The 17,709-nt window shown below is 70.0% G+C and carries 15 protein-coding genes; 13 read left to right on the forward strand and 2 right to left on the reverse strand.

Translation table 11 applies throughout. The features are described 5' to 3' along the window. Window positions 1-20 precede the first annotated feature (20 nt). The 13 genes from BLU09_RS25130 to purB all read left to right on the forward strand — a co-directional run bounded on the left by BLU09_RS25130 (window position 21) and on the right by purB (window position 16,022). Window positions 21-314 carry a YlxR family protein gene (locus tag BLU09_RS25130; RefSeq protein ID WP_225888696.1) on the forward strand — a complete coding sequence of 98 codons (294 nt, stop codon included), beginning with the start codon at window positions 21-23 and terminating at the stop codon, window positions 312-314. Window positions 315-395: 81 nt separating this feature from the next. Continuing rightward, on the forward strand, window positions 396-3,617 hold the full coding sequence (infB, locus tag BLU09_RS25135) for a translation initiation factor IF-2 (RefSeq protein WP_090492012.1): 3,222 nt from the start codon (window positions 396-398) through the stop codon (window positions 3,615-3,617). Window positions 3,618-3,734: 117 nt separating this feature from the next. Beyond that, window positions 3,735-4,343: a DUF503 domain-containing protein gene (locus BLU09_RS25140; RefSeq protein WP_090492013.1), complete on the forward strand. Its 609-nt coding sequence runs from the start codon at window positions 3,735-3,737 to the stop codon at window positions 4,341-4,343. After that, complete coding sequence (gene rbfA / locus BLU09_RS25145; RefSeq protein ID WP_011552154.1) at window positions 4,340-4,699, forward strand: 30S ribosome-binding factor RbfA; 360 nt, start codon at window positions 4,340-4,342, stop codon at window positions 4,697-4,699. The genes BLU09_RS25140 and rbfA overlap by 4 nt, the downstream gene beginning before the upstream one ends. Before the next feature lie 32 nt (window positions 4,700-4,731). After that, window positions 4,732-5,601, forward strand: coding sequence for a tRNA pseudouridine(55) synthase TruB (gene truB, locus BLU09_RS25150; RefSeq protein WP_090492014.1), 870 nt, complete (start codon window positions 4,732-4,734; stop codon window positions 5,599-5,601). Window positions 5,602-5,811: 210 nt separating this feature from the next. Continuing rightward, the gene (rpsO, locus tag BLU09_RS25155; RefSeq protein ID WP_011552156.1) at window positions 5,812-6,081 is read left to right on the forward strand and encodes a 30S ribosomal protein S15; all 270 of its coding nucleotides are present in this window, start codon (window positions 5,812-5,814) and stop codon (window positions 6,079-6,081) included. A gap of 384 nt (window positions 6,082-6,465) precedes the next feature. Beyond that, window positions 6,466-8,634: a polyribonucleotide nucleotidyltransferase gene (gene pnp, locus BLU09_RS25160; RefSeq protein ID WP_090492015.1), complete on the forward strand. Its 2,169-nt coding sequence runs from the start codon at window positions 6,466-6,468 to the stop codon at window positions 8,632-8,634. A gap of 163 nt (window positions 8,635-8,797) precedes the next feature. After that, a complete protein-coding gene (locus BLU09_RS25165; RefSeq protein ID WP_090492016.1) occupies window positions 8,798-9,595 on the forward strand; it encodes a hypothetical protein in 798 nt (265 codons plus the stop codon). Between the two features lie 6 nt (window positions 9,596-9,601). Continuing rightward, window positions 9,602-10,612: a M23 family metallopeptidase gene (locus BLU09_RS25170; protein WP_186818008.1), complete on the forward strand. Its 1,011-nt coding sequence runs from the start codon at window positions 9,602-9,604 to the stop codon at window positions 10,610-10,612. Window positions 10,613-10,680: 68 nt separating this feature from the next. Further along, complete coding sequence (gene dut, locus BLU09_RS25175; protein WP_090492018.1) at window positions 10,681-11,136, forward strand: dUTP diphosphatase; 456 nt, start codon at window positions 10,681-10,683, stop codon at window positions 11,134-11,136. Window positions 11,137-11,245: 109 nt separating this feature from the next. Then, window positions 11,246-13,771, forward strand: a complete 2,526-nt coding sequence (locus BLU09_RS25180; RefSeq protein WP_090492019.1) for a bifunctional serine/threonine-protein kinase/formylglycine-generating enzyme family protein — start codon at window positions 11,246-11,248, stop codon at window positions 13,769-13,771. Further along, window positions 13,768-14,712: an ABC transporter substrate-binding protein gene (locus BLU09_RS25185; protein ID WP_186818009.1), complete on the forward strand. Its 945-nt coding sequence runs from the start codon at window positions 13,768-13,770 to the stop codon at window positions 14,710-14,712. Before BLU09_RS25180 ends, BLU09_RS25185 begins: the two co-directional genes overlap by 4 nt. Beyond that, window positions 14,709-16,022 carry an adenylosuccinate lyase gene (gene purB / locus BLU09_RS25190; protein ID WP_090492021.1) on the forward strand — a complete coding sequence of 438 codons (1,314 nt, stop codon included), beginning with the start codon at window positions 14,709-14,711 and terminating at the stop codon, window positions 16,020-16,022. Before BLU09_RS25185 ends, purB begins: the two co-directional genes overlap by 4 nt. Window positions 16,023-16,049: 27 nt before the next feature. On the opposite strand, the gene BLU09_RS25195 is transcribed toward purB, so the two are convergent. Beyond that, window positions 16,050-17,009: a phosphoribosylaminoimidazolesuccinocarboxamide synthase gene (locus BLU09_RS25195; protein ID WP_090492022.1), complete on the reverse strand. Its 960-nt coding sequence runs from the start codon at window positions 17,007-17,009 to the stop codon at window positions 16,050-16,052. Window positions 17,010-17,080: 71 nt separating this feature from the next. Next, window positions 17,081-17,671 (reverse strand): hypothetical protein, encoded by a 591-nt coding sequence (locus BLU09_RS25200; protein WP_011552165.1) that lies wholly within the window; start codon window positions 17,669-17,671, stop codon window positions 17,081-17,083. Between the last annotated feature and the right edge of the window lie 38 nt (window positions 17,672-17,709).

Here is a 17,709-nt window from a genome sequence, read left to right on the forward strand (position 1 = left end):
CCAAGCCGGAAGTTCAGAACGTGGGGTCAGGTCCGGTCCGGACGTGCGTCGGATGCGGTTCGCGGCGACTACAGGCGGAACTGACCCGATTCGTGATAGGGCCCGGAGGCGCCATCGAGGTGGACAGGAAGAGGCGGCTGCCAGGACGGGGCGCCTACCTGTGCGGTGCCGGTTGTCTGACGGCAGCGCTGAAGCGGAAGGCGTTTGGTAGGGCCTTTCGCGGAAAGGCGGGCCAGGTTGACCCGTCGCAGCTCGGACAGGCATGGGAGCAGGGGGACGGTGAGCGGAGGGGTGCGGGGGGGAGTGGGTGTTAGTCACCACTCGCACACATTTTCGGGTTTGGACTAGGGTGCTGCGCCCCGGAGTCGGCGGAGCAGAAGGCCATCAAGGGCAATATGTCGAAGAAGCGCGTCCACGAAATCGCCAAGGAACTCAAGAGCCACGGGATTGAGCTCGACAACAAGGAGGTCGTCACCGAGCTGTCGAGCCTCGGTTACGACGTCAAGAGCCACTCGTCGTCTCTCGATGACGACCAGGCGACCGCTGCCGTCCAGAAGATTCTGGACAAGCGCAAGCCGAAGCAGGCCACGCCGCCCGTGACGGCGAAGGGCTTCGTCGTGCGCCGCAAGGTGGGTCCGCCCGCCGGTGCGACCGCGGACAGCGGGGCCGAGGCTTCACAGGCCGCCGAGCCCGCCTACGAGCCGCCGCCGTCGGCGCCCGAGGCCGCCACGTTCGCCGCAGAGGAGCCGGTGCAGGCGCCTCCGCCCGTCGAGGCGCCCCGCGCGCCCGCCGAGCCGCCGAGCGCCCCGGAGCCCCAGCGCGTCGAGGCTCCGGTCGCCGCCGCGGCGGAGCCGTCGGCTCCGGCTGCTGTCACGTCTACGCCCCCCGCGCAGGTCGCCGAGGCCCCCAAGGCCCCTGCCGCCGCCGAGGTGGCTTCACCCCCGCCCGCCGCCGAGGCCCCTCAGGCCCCGGTGGAGGCTCCCCGCGCTGCCGTGCCGGCTCCCGCCGCCGCGCAGCCTCGTCCCTCTGTTCAGGAGAGCACCACCTTGCCCCAACCCCCCCCACGCTCACCGGTACCGCCGGCAGTCCGGACGCCTTCGAGCACTTCTTCGTCCGCGACCGTCGTCTCCCGGGGCCCCGCGCCTGGCTACCAGCAGCGTGGTGGGCCCGGTGGTGGTCGCCCCGGTGGTCCGGGTGGCCCGGGTGGTCGTCCCGGTGGTCCGGGCGGCCCGGGTGGTCGTCCCGGTGGTCCGGGTGGCCCGGGTGGTCGTCCCGGTGGTCCGGGTGGCCCGGGTGGTCGTCCCGGTGGTCCGGGTGGGCGTCCGTCCTACCAGGGACCGGGTTCGTATCAGGGCGCCGGCCGTCCCGGTCAGGGACCGGTGCGTCCGACCTCGGCGCCCGGCACGGGGGTGCAGGCCTCGGCCTCGGCCTCTCCGACGCCGCAGGGCCCCACCATCATGGTCGGCGGCGTGCCGCACGCCCAGGTGTCGCCCACGGGCACGGCCCGTCCCACGGCGACCCAGGCCGTCGTCATCTCGCGCCCGCTCATCCAGGTGCGCCGCGTGACGCCCACGGCCGGTCAGGCCAAGCAGTACCCCATGGCGCCGGGCCGCACGGGCATCCCCGAGCGGCGTGAGTACAAGGTGGTCCCGGACCACCTGGGCCGTGGCCGCGAGCTGGTGGACGTCTCCAAGAACAAGGAGCGTGGCCAGCGCAAGCGCACCAGCGGTGATACGCAGAGCGTGTCCAAGCAGGAACTGACGGACATGGTCTGGGGCCGCGTCACCATCCCCATCCGTGGCAAGAAGCGCAAGCCCACGAAGAAGGGCGCCAAGACGCAGATCACCCAGATGGCCGAGGAGAAGAAGGTCATCAAGCTGCAGGAGGGCATCTCCGTGTCCGACCTGGGCCAGCGCATGGGTGTGCGCAGCGCCGAGCTCATCAAGAAGCTGATGGGCCTGGGGAAGATGGCCACCGCGAACCAGCTGGTGGACGCGGACACGGCGGAGATGATCGCCGGCGACTACGGCTGGAAGATCGACCGCGTGGGCTTCGAGGTGGAGGACTACCTGCCCGAGGTGGAGGCCCGTCCCGAGGACGAGCGTCCCCGTCCGCCGGTCGTCGCCATCATGGGCCACGTCGACCACGGCAAGACGAGCCTCCTGGACGCCATCCGGAAGGCCAGCGTCGCGCAGGGCGAGGCGGGTGGCATCACCCAGCACATCGGCGCGTACAGCATCACCACCGCGCGCGGTGACGTGACGTTCCTCGACACGCCGGGCCACGAGGCCTTCACGTCCATGCGCGCCCGCGGCGCCGACGTGACGGACATCGTGGTGCTGGTGGTGGCCTCGGACGACGGCGTGATGCCCCAGACGGTGGAGGCCATCAAGCACGCGAAGGCGGCGGAGGTGCCCATCGTCGTCGCCATCAACAAGATGGACCTGCCGACCGCGAACCTGGACCGCGTGAAGAAGGACCTGGCCACTCACGAGCTCGTGCCGGAAGAGTGGGGCGGGGACACCATCATGGTGCCCGTCTCCGCGAAGACGAAGGAGAACCTGGAGCTCCTGCTGGAGAACCTGGCCCTCCAGGCGGAGGTGCTCGAGCTGACCTCCAACCCGAACCGTCCGTCGGTGGGCGCCATCATCGAGGCCAAGCTGGACCGCGGCCGTGGCCCCGTCGCCACGGTGCTGGTGCAGGAAGGCACGCTGAAGCTGGGTGACGCCGTCGTCACCGGCTCGCACTACGGCCGCGTCCGCGCGATGACGAACAGCCGCGGCGAGCAGGTGAAGGAAGTGAAGCCGGGCTACTGCGCCGAGGTCATCGGTCTGTCCGGCGTGCCGGGCGCGGGTGACGCCATCAACGTGGTGGCGGACGAGAAGGCGGCCAAGCAGATCGCCGAGCACCGCAACATGAAGGAGCGGCAGACCGAGCTGTCCAAGGTCAGCCGCGAGTCCCTGGAGCAGCTGTTCGCCAAGACGAAGGCGGGCGGTGGTCCCAAGGAGCTGCGCGTCGTCATCAAGGCGGACGTGCAGGGCTCGGCGGAGGCCGTCAGGCAGGCCGTCCAGAAGCTCTCCACGCACAAGGTCAAGGTGGAGGTGGTCCACTCCGGCGTGGGCGCCATCACCGAGGGCGACGTGATGCGGGCGGCGGCCTCTAAGGGCGTCGTGCTGGGCTTCAACGTCAACCCGGAGTCCGGGGCGGAGGCCGCGGCCAAGGCCCAGGAAGTGGTGCTCAAGAGCTACTCCATCATCTACGAGCTCATCGACGGGGTTCGGACGGAGATGGAGGGCCTGCTGGAGCCCATCCGCACCGAGCGCAAGCTGGGCCGTGCGGAGGTGCGCAACACCTTCAACGTGCCGCGTCTGGGCACCATCGCCGGTGCGGCGGTGCTGGATGGCGTCATGAAGCGCGGAGCCTTCGTCCGCCTCATGCGCGAGAACAAGCAGCTGTTCTCCGGGAAGATGGCGTCGCTGCGGCGCTTCAAGGACGACGTCAAGGAAGTCGCTCAGGGCTTCGAGTGCGGTATCGGCATCGAGAGCTTCAACGACCTCAAGCCCGGTGACATCATCGAGGCGTACGAGATCGAAGAGACTCGGCAGAGCCTCACCTAGTTGCAGGAGAGCCCCGGCGCCTCCCTGAAACCCTGGGAAGACCCCATCTTCCCAGGGTGCTGATGCCCGGGTTGCCACCGCCTTCGGGCGTGGCCACCCGTGGCAAGGGGGACATTCATGTTCGTAGGTGTCGCACGCCTCACCCTGCAGATTCCGGACAGTGGCTCGCTGAAGTCCAAGCGGCAGGTGCTCCGCCGGGTGATGGACCGGCTCAAGGCCCGCTTCAACGTGGCGGTGGCCGAGGTCGAGGACCAGGATCTCTGGCAGAAGGCGTCATTGGCGCTCGCGGTGGTGGGCAACGAGCGACGCCACGTGGACGAGCAGCTGGAGAAAATCATCCACTCCGTCGAGGAGATGTACGTCGCCCCGCTGTTGTCGCGGGAGACGGAAATCCTCGGCTTCGGGGACCAGCTCTTCGCGAGCGGCCAGGCGGCCTCGCGAGGTTCCTTTTCGGCGCAGGCCGTGGATGAGGACGCGGAGGAGTTGGACCTTTCCCCGGAGCAGGCGGCGGCGCATTCGGAGGCCGCCATTGCCCGCTTCCTGCGCGGCGAGCGCGGCTCGCTCGCGGAGGCGGAGGGGTTGGGAGAGTGGGAAAGCCGCCATGAAGGTGGCATGGATGGCGGCACGGGCCGCCCGTCTCCGTCGAGCGGTGGACGGATGACGTTCGACGAGGCACGGGCTCGGGCCCGTTCCCTGCGCAACCCGCGAGACTGGGAGAAGAAATGACGACGCATTCCCGACCGGAGCGCGTGGGGCAGGAAATCCAGGCGGCCATCGGTGACTTGCTCACCCGGGGCATGCTGAGGGATCCGCGCATCGGCTACATCACGATTACAGGCGTGAAGGTCTCCCCGGACCTTCGCGTGGCCCGTGTCTTCTATTCGATGATGGGCAACGAGCAGGAGCGGGCGGACACGCAGAAGGGCCTGGAAGCCGCCAAGGGCTTCGTGCGCCGCGAGGTGACGTCCGCCGTCAACCTGCGCGTGTCGCCGGAAATCTTCTTCTCCTTCGACGAATCGGTGGGCGAAGGTGACAAGATTGACCGGCTGCTGCGCGAAGTCCGCAACAAGGAAGGCTGGTAGGTCCAGCTCCGGGCCTCCACGATTGGCGTGCCATGGACGGCGTCCTCGTCATTGACAAGCCCACCGGTCCCACGTCGTTCGACGTGGTCCGCCAGGTGCGTTCGCTGCTTCGCCTGAAGAAGGTGGGCCACACGGGGACGCTGGACCCGCTGGCCACGGGAGTGCTGCCGCTCTGCCTGGGGGAAGCCACCAAGGTCGCGGGCTTCATCACCGAGGGCGACAAGGCCTACGACGCCACGGTGCGTCTGGGCTCGGAGACGGACACCCTGGACGCGGAAGGGCAGGTGACGGCGCAGGCGCCCGTACCCGCCCTGACGCCCGCGCTGATTGAATCCGCGCTGGCGCGCTTCCGGGGCACTTTCGACCAGGTCCCCCCCATGTATTCGGCCGTCAAGGTGGGCGGGAAGCGGCTCTACGAATTGGCCCGTGCGGGCGAGGAAGTGGAGCGCGCCGCCCGCCAGGTGACGGTGTACGAGCTGGTGCTGCGGGACTTCTCCGCCGAGCGGCTGCAGCTGTCGGTGCGCTGCTCCAAGGGCTTCTTCGTGCGCACCCTGGCCCAGGACGTGGGCCGGGCGCTGGGTTGTGGTGCCCACCTGGAGGCCCTGCGGCGCACCGCCAGTGGCCCCTTCACCCTGGCGCAGGCGCTGCCGCTGGCGGACGTGCCGGCGCTGCTGAAGGAGGGCGCGCTGGCCAGCCGGCTGATGACCATGTCGCATGCGCTGGTGGAGCTGCCGGAGGTCCGGGTGGGCGCCGCCGATGCCAAGCGCGTCTCCCACGGTGTCCCGGTGGAGGTCCCCGCCGGGAAGGTGGGACGGGTGCGCGTCATGGGCCCGGACGACGCGCTGCTGGCGGTGGCCGAAGTGGCCGGTGGCCGCCTGCGCTATCTGCGCGTCCTGGTGTAACGCCGGGATTTTTCGCGGGGTTGTGGCTGTACGTCTTCTCGTGGTCCCGGACTTTCCGGGGCTGGCGGGCAGGCGTCGAAGGTTGACCCCACGGGGGGTGAAGCTTATAAGCCCCCCCGCTCGTCAGAAGGATGCACCCGGTCTGTACCCCTCCGCGGACCGTGGTGACGCGAGCAGCAACCTCCACCGGAGCGGGCAAGGAAGAGTCTCATGTCGCTGCACCAGGAGCGTAAGTCGGAGCTGGTGTCGAAGTTCCGGACCCACGAGTCGGACACGGGTTCCCCCGAGGTCCAGGTGGCGCTGCTGTCCGAGCGCATCACCATGCTCACCGAGCACTTCAAGACGCACAAGAAGGACCACCACTCCCGCCGCGGTCTGCTGAAGCTGGTCGGTCAGCGCCGCCGCCTGCTGGACTACCTGAAGTCCAAGGACGTCGCGCGGTACAAGAAGCTCATCGACGGCCTCGGCATCCGCAAGTAGGCAGTTGAGCAGGACCCGGGGCGCTGGCGGAAACCAGCGCCCCGCGCGTTTAGGACATAAGCCGTAATGCAGTGACGTGAAGCAGTCGAAGCGCGGTGGGAGGAGGCGGGCAAGGGAGTGGTGGCTGCGGAGGTTTTGGTTTCCGTTCGGATGGGCTGACCTCGGTCGGCTCCTGCGACCAGGGATCAAAAGTTCCGAGACATCCCTCCGGCGCTCCGCAAGCGCCCTCCGCAGTACATGCTGGCGGTTGCCTCAACTGGCGCCTGTTCCAGGCCCTGGTGACCGCTCAAACACCCCGAGGGCCCTCCCGGGGTGCCGGGTCCATTTCTCGGACCGGGTGCGCGCGGTGGGGTCTTCGCCCCTGAAGGATCCAGAGGCACGGACATGTTGAAGAAGAGCGTCAAGATTGGCGAGAGCGAGCTGAGCATCGAAGTGGGTCGTCTGGCGAAGCAGGCCGACGGTTCCGTGGTGGTCCGCTATGGCGACACCATGCTGCTGGTGACGGCGGTGAGCGCCCGGGAGAAGAAGGACATCGACTTCCTCCCCCTGACGGTGGAGTACCAGGAGAAGCTGTATTCGGCCGGCCGCATCCCCGGCAGCTACTTCAAGCGCGAGGGCCGTCTCACGGAGAAGGAGACGCTGGCCAGCCGCCTGGTCGACCGCTCCTGCCGCCCGCTGTTCCCGGAAGGCTACGCGTACGAGACGCAGATCATCGCGAGCGTCATCTCCTCCGACCCGGAGAACGAGGGTGACATCCACGGCATCACCGGCGCCTCCGCGGCGCTGTGGGTGTCGGACATCCCGTTCGACGGCCCCATCGCCGGCATCCGCGTGGGCCGCGTCGGCGGTCAGCTGGTGGCCAACCCCACCGCGAAGCAGCGCGAGCAGAGCGACCTGGACCTGGTCATGGCGGTGAGCCGCAAGGCCATCGTCATGGTGGAAGGTGGCGCGGAGGAGGTCTCCGAGGCTGACATGGTCGCGGCGCTCGACTTCGGCTTCAAGACGGCGCAGCCCGCGCTGGACCTGCAGGACGAGCTGCGGCGCGAGCTGAACAAGCAGGTTCGCTCCTTCGAGAAGCCCGCCGCCGTGGACGAGGGCCTGCGCGCCAAGGTGCGCGAGCTGGCCATGGACGGCATCAAGGCGGGCTACGGCATCAAGGAGAAGGGCGCGCGCTACGAGGCGCTCGGCAAGACGAAGAAGGAGACGCTCGCCAAGCTCAAGGAGCAGCTGGGCGACGGCTACACCCCGCTGGTGGAGAAGCACGCCAAGTCGGTGGTGGAGGACCTGAAGTACGAGCACATGCGCGAGATGACGGTCAACGGTGGCCGCATCGGCGACCGTGGCCACGACGTGGTCCGTCCGATTACGTGCGAGGTGGGCGTGCTCCCGCGCACCCACGGCAGCGCCGTCTTCACGCGCGGCGAGACGCAGGCGCTCGTGGTCACCACGCTGGGCACCAGCGATGACGAGCAGCGCCTGGAGATGCTGGGCGGCATGGCCTTCAAGCGCTTCATGCTGCACTACAACTTCCCGCCGTTCAGCGTGAACGAGACGAAGCCGCTGCGTGGCCCAGGCCGCCGTGAAGTCGGCCACGGGGCGCTGGCGGAGCGCGCGCTGCGCAACATGGTGCCGAAGAGCGAGTCCTTCCCGTACACGGTGCGCCTGGTGTCGGACATCCTGGAGTCCAACGGCTCCTCGTCCATGGCCTCCGTCTGCGGCGGCACGCTGGCGCTGATGGACGCGGGTGTTCCGCTCAAGGCCCCGGTGGCGGGTATCGCCATGGGTCTGGTGAAGGAGGGCGACAAGATTGCCATCCTCTCCGACATCCTCGGTGACGAGGACCACCTGGGCGACATGGACTTCAAGGTGTGCGGCACCTCGAAGGGCATCACGTCCATCCAGATGGACATCAAGATCACCGGCCTCACGACGGAAATCATGAGCCGCGCGCTGGAGCAGGCGCGTCAGGGCCGCCTCCACATCCTGGGGGAGATGCTCAAGACGCTGGCCGAGTCCCGCAAGGAGATCAGCCAGTACGCGCCGCGCATCACCACCATCCAGATTCGTCCCGAGTTCATCAAGAACGTCATCGGGCCGGGCGGCAAGGTCATCAAGGACATCATCGCCCGCACGGGTGCCGCGATTAACATCGAGGACTCGGGCCGCGTGGACATCGCCAGCGCGAACGGCGAGGCCGTGAAGGCCGCCATCGCGATGATTCAGGCGCTGACCCGCGAGGCGGAGATTGGGAAGATCTACACGGGCACGGTGCGCAAGATTGCCGAGTTCGGCGCCTTCGTGGAGCTGTTCCCGGGCACCGACGGCCTCATCCACATCTCCGAGCTGTCCGACAAGCGCGTCAAGAGCGTCTCCGACGTGCTGAACGAGGGCGACGAGGTGTTGGTGAAGGTCGTCAGCATCGACAAGACGGGCAAGATTCGCCTGTCGCGCAAGGAGGCCATGGCGGAGCGCGCCGCGCAGCAGGGCGCCGCCGTCGGTGAGGCCGCCGCGCAGCCGGCGCCCGCGCCCACGCAGCCTGACGCCAAGGCCTGATTCGCGCCCGAAAGCCCGGGCTCCTTCATTGGGAGCCCGGCGCCCATGACGCCCCCTTCCGCCACCGCGCGGGAGGGGGTGTTTTCGTTTCGGGCCGGGGTGGCTTAGACACTTCCGGGAGGGCCGTGCGTTGAGGTGCGAGCCCCATCCGCACGGAGGCTGTTTGCCACCTCGACCACCGCCTGCTTCGTCGTCCACGCCTTTCCTGGCGGACGTCTCCCGTTTCCTGGGGGCCTTCCGCTGGGCGTTCATGCCGCTGGGACTGGTCGCGCTGGTGGCGGTGGGGGTGCACTCGGCGGCGGACACGTTGGACGAACGGTTGCTGGCGCTGGTGGACCGGGTGGACGCGGGCTTCGACGCGCTCGTGGGCCGCTACGCGCTGACGGCGCCCTTGGTGGAGTGGGTGTCACTGGAGCAGCGCACCCGGATTGCGCGCTTCCTCGCGCTCGCGTGGGAACTGGCCGCGGACGTGGTGCTGGCGCTGCCCGCGCTGGGCTACCGGGAGTCCGCCGCCCCGGTTCCGGCGGAGGCATGGCGCGTGGTGCTGGAGCCCCAGAAGGCCGCGCGTCCGACGTGGCGTCAGCTGTGGTCGCGGTGCCTGCGCAAGCCCACGCCCATGCGGTGGCTGCGGCCCCTGGCGACGGCGGCCGTGGTGCTGGCGGGCGCGTGCGCGGTGGCCAGGCTCATCCAGGGCTCGGTGTACCTCTCCTGGCGTGAGCTCTTCGGGGACGGTGCCGCGGACCTGGCGGCGCGGGCACTGGCGGTGGCCTCGCTGGTGGGCGTCCTGGTTTCGCTCGGGTGGCGTGCGGTGCTGCGCAACCTGCAACACGCGGACGCGGTGTGTGAGGAAGCCGGGGGCAGAGCCGCCTTGCGGCGCGGACTGCTGGGCTGCGCGGTGGTGGTGCCCCTGGCCGTGGCGGCGGTGGTGGATGCGACGCCCGTGCTGTCCTTCTTCCGGTAGGTGCCCATGTTCCCGCGCCAAGCGAAAGGACTGCTGGACTTCTTCATGGCGACGCTGTGCTTGTGGGCGGCGTACCACCACACGCCCGCGGGCGCGCTGGTGCGCAAGGCCACGGCATGGGCCACGGGGACGCGCAGCAGCGCGCGGCCCTTGCTCGCGTACTACGACGGCGTCAGTGGCACCTCGCTGTCACCGCCATGGATGGCTCCCGACGTGCCCCTGTCCCGGGCCCTCACGGACGCGGAGGCCCTGGCCTGGGGTACCCACCTGGCGCTCAAGGGAGCCCAGGTGCGAGCCCGCCAGCCCGCGCTGGAGCTGGCCGCGGAGCTGGGCGTCCCCGCAGCGTCGCTGTTGGATCCGCAGACGGGCCCGGCGGCCGCGCGCAGCCTGCACACCGCGCTGTCCAAGGACTTTCCAGGAGAGGAGGCCCGGCTCACGGCGCTTTTCGCGGGCCGCGTCCCCGCGCGCTATGCGCTGGAGCGGGTGGTGGCGGAGGGCGGGGCGCCCACGCTGGAGCGCCTGTCGAGTCAGCTCCCGCCAGGCTTCGAGGACGCGTCCGTGGGCGCCGCGCAGGCCCTGGCGCTGGCCACCGCCTTCGGGCTCGCGTGGCCCGTTCATGAGAGCGCGCGTGTAACGAGTCCCTTCGGCGAGCGGTTCCACCCGGTGCTGGGGCGCCGGAAGATGCACACCGGTGTGGACCTGGGCGTGCCGGTGGGGACGCCCGTGGTGGCGGTAGCCGATGGCGTCGTCCGGCGTGCCAGCGAGGACGCCGTGAATGGCCGCGTGCTCGTGGTGGACCACGGGCGGGGCGTCACGACGGCGTACTGTCACAACTCGGAGCTGCTGGTGAAGGTGGGACAGCGCGTGAGCCGGGGAGAACGGGTGGCGCACTCAGGGAACACGGGGCGCTCCACCGGTCCCCACCTGCACTACCAGTTGGAGCTGGCGGCGCGGCCCATGGACCCGCTGAAGTTCCGCACCGCCTTGCGGCCCGTGGCGAAGGACCCCGCGCCCTGAGGGGCCGACGCGCGAGGTTGTCACGCCGCCGTGGCACGAAGCGGCGGCAGCTGTGTTAGTCCCAGCGCATGTCTTCCCCCCTCACGGTGAAGGTGCGCCGCGTGCGCACCCATGCGGAGCCCCTGCCACTTCCCCGCTACGAAACGGCACAGGCCGCGGGCCTGGACCTGCGCGCGGACATCGACGGGGAGCGGGTGCTGGGGCCCCTGGAGCGGCTGGCGGTGCCCACCGGGCTCGCGCTCGCGCTACCCCCTGGGTACGAAGGGCAGGTGCGCCCGCGCTCGGGCCTGGCGCTGCGGCATGGCGTCACGCTCCTCAACTCGCCGGGGACGGTGGACGCGGACTACCGAGGGGAGGTGCAGGTCATCCTCATCAACCTCTCCCATGAGCCCTTCACCCTGCGCCGGGGCGACCGCGTGGCCCAACTGGTGGTGGCCGCCGTGCCGCCGGTCTCCCTCCAGGAGGTGGAGCTACTGGAGGAAACCTCCCGGGGTGGAAATGGCTTCGGGTCCACGGGGCGCTAGTTGCTGACTTCCTCGCTCGGCGTTCCTTGATGACAGGGGAGCGTGCAGAATAAGAGGCTGGGCCTTCCCCCGAGGTGGCCCCCCGACTGCCTCCTGGAGTACGCCAGCTTTGCTCTGCTACCGCTGCGGCAGCCTCGTTCCTGCCTCCCAAGACACCTGCCCCACCTGTGGGCTGAAGCACGATGCCTCGGCGCGTCCTCCCGCCGGGGCGGCTCGCCGGCGCGGCGCGGACGGCGCACCCTACAAGCCAGGGGACGTCGTCGCCGGCCGCTACGCCATCCGGGAAGTGGTGGGCTCCGGGCCCATGGGCTTCGTCTTCCGAGCCCAGGACGAGGAGATTGACGTCGAAGTGGCGCTCAAGGCGGTGCACCCGCGCCTGGTGCAGCAGCCCGAGGAGCGCATGCAGTTCGCGCTGTCCATGCGCGTGGCCAAGAAGCTCAATCATCCGAACCTCCTGCGCGTGTACGAGGAGGGCGTGGATGGGGACCGGCCCTTCATCACCATGCAGCTGCTGGAGGGCATGACGCTGCGCCGGATGATGGAGCAGCGCACCGCGCGGGGGCAGCTCTTCTCGCTGAAGGAAGTGGAGCCGCTGCTGTCGCAGATGGCGGCGGCCCTGGATGCGGCGCACCGCTTCGGACCGCACTCCGACGTCAAGCCGGAGAACGTCATCGTCCTGCCGGACCTGCTCAAGGTGACGGACTACGGCCTGGGCCTGGCCGTGCCGCACCTGCCCTTCGTGCAGGCGCAGAAGGGGCAGCGCGCGGACGTCTACATCGCGCCGGAGTACGTGGGCGGGGGCGAACTGGACACGCGCATGGACGTGTACTCGCTCGCGGCCATCGTGGGGGAGATGCTCACCGGGCTCGTGCCCGAGGACGGCGTCATCCCCGGTCTGACGATGCACCACCCGGACCTGCCGACCTCCATCGAGGCGCTGTACCGGCGCGCGCTCAACTTCAACCCGCTGGCCCGTCCGAAGACGGCAGGTGAGTTCCTCACCGAGTTCTCCAACATCCTGGCGCGCACGCCGGCCGCGGTGGTGTCGCGCACGCGGAGCCTCCCGGCGCCTCCGGGCTCGTCGGCCGCGAACACCGCGAGGCAGGCGGCGAGGCCTCCGCCCCCGGTGCCCACGGGCATGCTCCCGGCCGTGCAGGAGGAGGACCTGCCTCCGCCGCCCGGTGTCGCCGCGCCCAAGCCGCCCGCGCCCGTTCCGGACCTGCCGCCGCCGGTGGATGCCACGCAGCCGCTGGACGCGGTGTCGCTGGCCGCCATCATGGGACGGGGCAAGCCCGCGGCCTCGCCCGCGCCGCAGCACCTGACGGAGCAGGCGCTGCCCTTCATCGCGCCACCCGTCGTCGCCGCGAAGGGGGCACCCTCGGCGCAGGGCAGCGCTTCGCGGCCTGCGTCATCTCCGCCCGTGCCCTCTCGCGCCGCGCCAGCGCGGAAGGATTCCGAGGACGCCAGTGAGCGTGGCGCCGCGTCCGAGGCGGCGCTGAGCCGCTCCGCCGCGCCCACGCAGGTGGACGCCCCCGCGGTGACGGATGGCCGCTCCAGCGCGATGACCCTGGACGAGGCGCCCGCGGTGCCCGCGCCCCGCCCCGCCCCGCCCACGCTGGACTCGGCGCCCGCGGTGGGCCGTTCCCGGTCGCGTGCTCGCGACGGCGCGCAGGACGAGGCGTCGTCTCGTTCGCGCGAAGGCGGCGCCGAGGACACTGGCAGCCGTGCTCGCGGCCGTGCCTCCGAGGACTCAGGTGTTCGCACCCGCCGCCGGGGTTCGGAGGTGTCGGACCCGGGCGCTCGTTCCGGCGCGAAGCGGAGCGAACCGTCGGAAGGCTCCAGTTCTCGCGCCGCGCCTCGCGGAGCGGTGCTCACCAGGTCCGCCACGCGCGCGGCGAAGCCCCAGCGTTCCATGTTGAAGTTGGTGTTGCTCGTCCTCGGCTGCCTGGCGTTGGGCGCGGGCGGGGGCTTCCTGGCCATCAAGGCGCTGCAGAAGTCCAGAGGGCAGGGGACGGCGCCTGTTGCCGGACCCGGTGGCGCGGCAGCGCTGGCGGCGCCCGTGGGCGGCTGTCCCGCGGGAATGCGGCTGGTGAGTGGCGGAGCCTTCAAGATGGGCCGGAGCGACGACGACGCACTGGCCAGCCCGGACGAGCGTCCTGTCGCGAGCATCCAGGTGTCTTCGTTCTGCGTGGATGAGTACGAATTCCCCAACCGGGCTGGCGCGATGCCGAAGGTGGCCGTGGCCTGGGAAGAGGCGCGGGGCACGTGCGAGCGCGAGGGCAAGCGGCTCTGCACGGAAGAGGAATGGGAGAAGGCATGCAAGGGCCCCGGCAACTCGCGGTTCCCCTTCGGCGAGGCGCAGTCCGTGGGCGCGTGCAACACCGCGGCGAGCCCGGGTGGACTGGCGGCCTCCGGGCGCTTCGAGCGCTGCAAGTCGGGCTACGCGGTGATGGACCTGGCGGGCAACGCGGCGGAGTGGACGGCCACCCGCGTCGGCGCCCAGGCCTACGCCCTGAAGGGCGGCGCCTTCGACCAGCCGGACCCGGCGTCACGTTGCTCGGCGCGGAGCAACGGCGTGCCCACCGTGCGCTCGAACGCGGTGGGCTTCCGCTGCTGCGCGAGCGTGCGGCAATGAAGGGCTGCGTCGCCGCGCTCCTCGTCGCGCTGCTTCCGGCGGCGGTCGTGGCGCAGCAGCCAGCCCGTCCCCGCGTGGTGGCGGTGAAGTCCGCCCACCTGGCGCCGTATGCCTCCGTCATCGCCGGCTTCGCGGCGGAGGCCCGGGCCGAGGTGCAGGAGGTCATGCTGGACGAAAGCGCGGGCGCGGCCGCGCGGCTCTTCAAGAAGCTGGCGGCGCAGAAGCCCGCGCTGGTGCTGGCCCTGGGGCCCCTGGCCGCCAACGCCGCTCGGCGCTCGCTGGGCGAGGACGTGCCCGTCCTCTTCGCCATGGTGCCCTACTACGAGAAGTACGGCCTGGATGGCGCCAACGTCACCGGCATCTCCCTCACCAGCGACATGGGGCCGGAGCTGGAGGCGTTGAAGGCCGTGTCGCCGAAGGTGAAGCGCGTGGGCATCCTGCATGACCCGCGGTTCTCCGCGGGGACGGTGACGCAGGCCCGCGCGGCGGCGGCCTCGAGGGGCATGTCCATCCTCCCGCTGGAATTGGAGGCGGGGGGCCGGGCGGAGAAGGCGTTGGACGGCGCGGTGGGCAAGGTGGACGCGCTGCTGATGGTGGCGGACAAGACGGTGGGCAACGCGGCGGTCGTCCAGGCGCTCATCGCCTTCGCGGCGGTGCACCGCGTACCGTTGGCCGCGCTAACGCCCAGCCAGGTGAAGGAAGGGGCCACGTTGGCGCTGTCGCCCAGTCCCACGGCCATCGGCCAGCAGGCCGGGCGGCTGGCCAACCGCATCATCCACGAGAAGGTGAATCCAGGAGCGCTGGCGGTGGTTCAGCCTGAGGGGTTGGACTTGTCTCTCAATCTCACCGCCGCCAGGAAGTTGGGTCCGTCCTCCGACGCCGTGCTGGAACTCCTCCGGCTCGCGGCGCGGCGGGACTTTGCCGTGAAGGTCTACGAGTGATTCCGCGATACAGCCGTCAGGAGATGTCCTCCCTCTGGTCCGACGAGGCCCGTTACAGCCGTTGGCGCGACGTGGAGCTCGCCGCCCTGGAGGGCATGGTGGAGGCCGGGCTGGCGCCCCGCGAGGCGCTGCAGGACTGCCTGGCTCGCGCCGGAGACTTCACGCCCGAGGACGCGGCGAAAATCGAGGAGATTGAGCGCACCACCAAGCACGACGTCATCGCGTTCCTCACCTTCATGGAAGAGCGGGTGGGGCCCAGCGCGCGCTGGCTGCACCTGGGCATGACGTCGTCGGACGTCCTGGACACGTCGCTGGCGCTCACCCTGCGTGACGCGCTGGACCTCATCCTGAAGGATGTGGACCGCGTCATGGCCGCGGTGGAGAAGCGCGCCTTCGAGCACAAGCACACGCTGCAGATGGGCCGCAGCCACGGCATCCACGCGGAGCCCATCACCTTCGGCCACAAGCTGGCCATCTGGTACGACGAGCTGCGCCGCGCCCGGACGCGCCTGGAGCACGCGCGGGACGTCATCGCCGTGGGGAAGATTTCCGGCGCGGTGGGCACCTTCGCGCACCTGCCGCCCGCGGTGGAGGAGCACGTCTGCCGCAAGCTGGGCCTCAAGCCCGCGCCGGCCTCCAGCCAGGTGGTGCAGCGAGACAGGCACGCGGAGTTCTTCACCGCGCTGGCGCTGCTGGGCTCGAGCATCGAGAAGTTCGCCGTGGAGATTCGCCACCTCCAGCGCACCGAGGTGCGTGAGGCAGAGGAGCCCTTTACCGCGGGACAGAAGGGCTCCAGCGCCATGCCGCACAAGCGCAACCCGATTCTGTCGGAGAACCTCACTGGCCTGGCGCGCCTGTTGCGTGGCTACGCGGTGAGCGCCATGGAGGACGTGGCGCTGTGGCATGAGCGGGACATCTCCCACTCCTCGGTGGAGCGCGTCATCGGCCCGGACGCCACCATCCTCGCGGACTTCATGCTCATCCGCTTCGCGCGGCTGATGGAGGACCTGCGCGTCTACCCGGAGCAGATGAAGAAGAACCTGGACCTGCTGGGCGGCGTGGTGAACTCGCAGCGCCTCCTGTTGGAGCTGGCGCGCAAGGGCATGGACCGGCAGGCCGCGTACGTCATCGTCCAGCGCAACGCGATGAAGCTGTACGAGGAAGGGCTCGACTTCCGGCAGGCCCTGCTCGCGGACGAGGACCTGCGGAAGATGATGACGCCCGAGGAGATTTCCGACTGCTTCTCCCCGGGCTACCACACGCGCCACATGGACGACGTCTTCCAGCGCGTGTTCGGCCGGAGCGCGTAGGCACCCCGTGCCGGTGACGGAGGAGGGCTACTTCAGGTAGCCCTTCTCACGCAGGTTGCGCTCGATGCGGGTCTTCACGTCACCCGGCTCCAGCGTCAGGGGGGTGCCGGTGATGTGCTCGTAGGCCGCCACGTACTTCGCGGCCAGGTCCACGCGCACGTCGTCAGGGATGGGCGGCGGCGTGCCCTGGCCCGAGAAGTTCCGCTCGCGGATGAGCCACTGGCGGATGTTCTCCTTGTCCAGCATGCGCTGGTCCTCGCCCTTCGCGAAGCGCGCTTCGTACTCGTCGGCCATCCAGTAGCGGCTGGAGTCCGGGGTGTGCATCTCGTCGATGACGTAGAGCGTGTCGCCCACCTTGCCGAACTCGTACTTGGTATCCACGAGGATGAGGCCGCGCGAGCGCGCCCACTTCTGCCCTTCGGCGAAGAGGCCCAGCGCGGCCTCGGAGATGCGCGCCCAGTCACGCGGCGTGGCCAGGCCCCGCGCCAGAAGCTCCTTCTCCGAGATGGGCTCGTCGTGCAGGCCGTACTCCGCCTTGGTGGACGGGGTGATGAGGGGGGCGGGGAAGGCCTCGTCCTTGCGCAGGCCGTCCGGGAAGGGCAGGCCGTAGGCGGTGTGCGTGCCCTTCTGGTAGTCGCGCCACAGGCTGCCGGTGAGGTAGCCGCGCACCACCACTTCCACGGCGAAGGGCTGACAGGCACGCGCCACGGTGACGTTGGCGTCGGGCACGTCCAGCACGTGATTGGGGACGATGTGCTTCGTGCGCTCGAACCAGAACGCGGCCAGCCGGTTGAGCACCTCGCCCTTGAAGGGGAGGGTGGTGAGGATGTGGTCGAACGCGGACAGCCGGTCCGTCGTCACCAGGATGAGCCGGTCATCCTGCCGGTAGGTCTCGCGAACCTTGCCGCGGTAGTGCTGGCCGAGCGCGGGCAGGTCCATCTGCTGGAGGGTGAGGGGAAGCTGCGCGTGAAGTGCGGAGGTATTCACTGTCGCCTCGCGGCCCCTCTCTCTCGCGGGAAGGGCGAGAGGAAACGGGGCCAGACTTGAGGCGCGCGACTCTACTGGAGCGAAGCGGGCAGGGAAGAAGGACCGTACGCTGCTGCCAGGTAGAGGAAAGCTGGGTTGATGCGCAGGATTCCGTCCACGTAAGCGACCGCGTAAGGCGCGCCCGACGCCCGGTCCACCTGGACCGCGCTGTTCGGCGCGATGCCCCAGTGGGCGAGCAGCGTGCGGGCCACCAGCTCGGCGGCTTCACGCTCGGAGAGGCCCTGAAGGCCCTCGCGCCGGTCATCCGGCCAACGCTCTCCGCCGGACTCGAACACCAGCTCCAGCGGCGCACCTGCGTCGGGGGCCTGGAACAGGTCCATCTTCGGATCGAAGCCCGGCGCGGCGAGCAGCTCGCCCTGATGGCTGACCGGGAAGAGGACCAGGGCCTGGGCTGCCTGCCCGGCCTCAATGACGGACTGCCGGGCCACCTCGCGGAAGAGCTCCAGTCGCGTCGAGGGCGCCTCGAACTCGAGGAACTCCGGCGGGTTGGTGAGGGCCTGCCGCGCGCTCATCGTGGCACGGACAGGTGCACCCGCCTCACCACACGCGGTGAGGACCGTCACGAGAGAGAGGAGCAACCCAGGGAGCCAGCGACGCATCAACCGGGAATATACCGATCTGCTTCGGGATCAACCAGCTA

Source organism: Myxococcus virescens (assembly GCF_900101905.1).
GTDB lineage: Bacteria > Myxococcota > Myxococcia > Myxococcales > Myxococcaceae > Myxococcus > Myxococcus virescens.